Raw genomic sequence first — 2,818 nt, 5'->3', positions numbered from 1 at the left:
GCCGGTGTGGCCGAGGACCGCGAGCTGTTCCCGAACCCACGTCTTGCGATCTTCCCGATGGTCGGTGAGGGTCTTACCCGACCATTTCCGCGAGACCAGCACGCGGCGGCCGCCGAAGCCGAGGGTTTCCCGCCGGTGGGCCTTGCCCGTGCACCGCCCCGGCGCCAGCCCGGCCTTCGGGTTCTTCGGCTGTACCCCGTAGCGCAGCCAGTTCGCACACGTCGGCGCGCACGGCTCGAACCGCAGAGCGTCGGCAAGCCGCTCGACATGCGCACGCTGCACGTCGGTGGTGACGTCGTGACAGGTATCCAACGACTTGGTCGGATACCTGGTCAGGTAGCCGATCAACCGGCCGGTGTTGCGGCTGGTGGCGGTCACCCCGTCCGCGCGGACCTGCACCCCGAACCGGACCACAGGCGACCTACGCGATCATGCTGGCCACCGCCAGTATCGGCAGATTCCGGCCACGGCCCGTGTCCGTTGGGCCTGGATGCCTGGCTGCCCGCGAGTTCCCGGCGGCCGAATTTCCGGCCGGCCACTCTGGCGGTCCAGAGCTGCTTCAGCACGCCGCCCGGCCTGTCGATGCGACCCATCCACCTCCGTGGACACCCTCCGTCGCCGAACATGGGCGTGAGGTCGAATCCAGGTCGATCGACACACCCATGCTTTGCATGGAATATCTCCTTGATGTAATACTGCCGCGGTGGACATTGACTGGCCCGAGGACTTCGGCCGGTGGCTCGACCGCCTCGAGGAGGAGGCGGGTGCAGGCGACGAAGGCTCGCGTCTCCTGCTGGCCTACGCCGCTCGTGCCCTCGACCAGTTGCGGAACCTGACAGATCCGCCCACCCGGGACAGCGAAACGGCCACCCTGCGCTGGGTACGGCAGTCCCGCCGCTACCCGCTCTGGCGGGTCTCGCACGCCTACGACCCACGGGTAGCTGTCCGGCTGATCTGCTGGTTTCCTCCCGGGACCGGCACCGTGGTCGTCACGCTGTTCGCCGCCGACAAGGCCAGGTTGGGAGACGTCTTCTACGACGGAGCAGCCGCCAGAGCCGACCCCCTGATCGACCAGTGGAAGCGCGAGACCTCCTACGAGGAGAAGCCATGACAGAGAACGCCCCGCAGCTGCCGTCGAAGTTCGTCCGTGGCAACGACCACCTAAACCGGCTTCTAGCCGACCCCCAGCTCGCCGCCGACGTCGCCGAGGCCCACGTGGCGGCCGAGGAGATGGACCGGGTCCACGCCATGAACCTGGCGATGATCCGCAAGGCCGCGCAGATGACCCAGACAGAGGTCGCCAAGAAGCTCGGCGTCGGCCAGGCCGCTGTCTCGCGCCTCGAAAGCCGCGAGGACATGCTCCTGTCCACCCTCTACGACTACCTCACCGCCACCGGCGCCGACGCCGCCAGCATCGTCGTCACCGTCCACGGACGCCGCATCGAACTCGACCTCGGCATCATCCACGGCGCCCGGACCGCCTGACGACACGGACACCTCGACTGCGCGCGCCGAGACAGGGAGACGTGGGCCCGCGGGCGACGAACCAGCTCCACACCAGGAACGGCTACCCGACGTGGGGGCGGTTACGGGGAGCGCCCACCTGCGTCCGGCGCTCGATCAGGGCGCAGATCGGGAACGTTGTGGGCGGGCCTCGGTCCGGACGTGCCAGAAGGCCGCCGACGGTCCGCTCGGGTGATCGTCCGCGTCATGGCCGGCGCGAGCCCGGCCGTCGACCACCGTATGTGGGTATCTCATGGCGGTCGACGGGGGATCCAAACAGGGAAGCAATCGCTGGGTGCGGAAGAACCGAGACGCCAGCCGCCCACGGACACGGGGTTCAGGGCCGTGCCTCCACCAGCTTGCTCTCTGAAAGCGCGGCAGCGAAGCCCCCGAGGAAGTGAGCCTGCAGGACCCCGTACTCGGCGTTGAGCGGGCGTGGGAATTCCAGCCTGAAGCGACGCACGTCCTGCCGTTCAACATCGGCCACGACGGCGGGGCGGCAACCCGCCTGGTGCCGAGGGGCGGTCGGCGACGGCGTACCTGTGGGAGCGGGTCTGGGAGAAGGACGCCTGGCTCACCATCATCGGACGGCTGATGATCGTGGAGACCAGGGAGGAGTGGGACGTTACGACGGGGACGTCGGTGCGGCGCACCAGCATGCTCTTCCCGCGGTTCCACCAGTGGGAGGGCGTGACGACCATCGTCGACGCCGTGCGAGAGGAGGGCGTCGGCCACCGGTACCTGATCGAGCACTCGGCCGGGTCGGGGAAGACGAACACGATCGTCTGGACCGCGCACCGGCTGGCGCGGCTGCACGTGGACGACGAGAAGGTCTTCGACTCGGTCATCGTGGTCGTGGACCGGACGGTGCTCGACGGGCAGCTCCAAGGGCCGCTCACCCCCGGCCATAGACGCAGGTGGGAAGCGGGTCGCTGGTGGTGCCGGTTCAGCCCAGCTCTGGTGTAGCAGCGGCTGTGTACGTCCGCGGACGACTGCAGACACCGGTGCGACGCCGCGATCCGGACCAGCCTTGATACCGGGCGCACCCAAGATCATAGTCAAGGACGTGAGCTGCGAGAACGAGTTCGCGCACGATTCTGACGGCGGACGATGGCCGCACCGTACGCCGCTGGTCACAGCGGCCATGGGCCGTCAGAGCGAACCGAGGAACCCCAGGGCAGACATGCGGTGTACGCGACGACCATGGGCAGTGTCGGTCACGTCTTGGGTGCAACCTCCTCGGTTCGGACAGGAGCAGAGTCCGATACGGCGAGGCATGTCCAGGTCCTCACCGACGGCTCCGGGTCGCCCCTTC

The 2,818-nt window shown here is 68.4% G+C and carries 3 protein-coding genes and 2 pseudogenes; 3 read left to right on the top strand and 2 right to left on the bottom strand.

The features are described from left to right. Positions 1-414, bottom strand: a pseudogene (locus MJ783_RS22920) (replication initiator); the annotation flags it as partial. A gap of 289 nt (positions 415-703) precedes the next feature. Here MJ783_RS22920 and MJ783_RS22915 point away from each other — a divergent pair. Both MJ783_RS22915 and MJ783_RS22910 read left to right on the top strand, forming a co-directional pair. Continuing rightward, positions 704-1,111 (top strand): hypothetical protein, encoded by a 408-nt coding sequence (locus tag MJ783_RS22915; protein ID WP_239313900.1) that lies wholly within the window; start codon positions 704-706, stop codon positions 1,109-1,111. After that, on the top strand, positions 1,108-1,485 hold the full coding sequence (locus MJ783_RS22910; protein ID WP_239313898.1) for a helix-turn-helix domain-containing protein: 378 nt from the start codon (positions 1,108-1,110) through the stop codon (positions 1,483-1,485). Before MJ783_RS22915 ends, MJ783_RS22910 begins: the two co-directional genes overlap by 4 nt. A gap of 355 nt (positions 1,486-1,840) precedes the next feature. On the opposite strand, the gene MJ783_RS22905 is transcribed toward MJ783_RS22910, so the two are convergent. Further along, positions 1,841-1,990: a hypothetical protein gene (locus MJ783_RS22905; RefSeq protein WP_239313897.1), complete on the bottom strand. Its 150-nt coding sequence runs from the start codon at positions 1,988-1,990 to the stop codon at positions 1,841-1,843. Between MJ783_RS22905 and MJ783_RS22900 the strand changes: the two are divergent. Further along, positions 1,955-2,391, top strand: a pseudogene (locus MJ783_RS22900) (DEAD/DEAH box helicase family protein); the annotation flags it as partial. The gene MJ783_RS22905 and the pseudogene MJ783_RS22900 sit on opposite strands and share 36 nt — an antisense overlap. Between the last annotated feature and the right edge of the window lie 427 nt (positions 2,392-2,818).

It is taken from the genome of Protofrankia sp. Cj3 (assembly GCF_917627355.1).
Lineage (GTDB): Bacteria > Actinomycetota > Actinomycetes > Frankiales > Frankiaceae > Protofrankia.
Note: the sequence above shows the minus strand (reverse complement) of the source record. Positions and strands in the feature narration are given on the sequence as shown.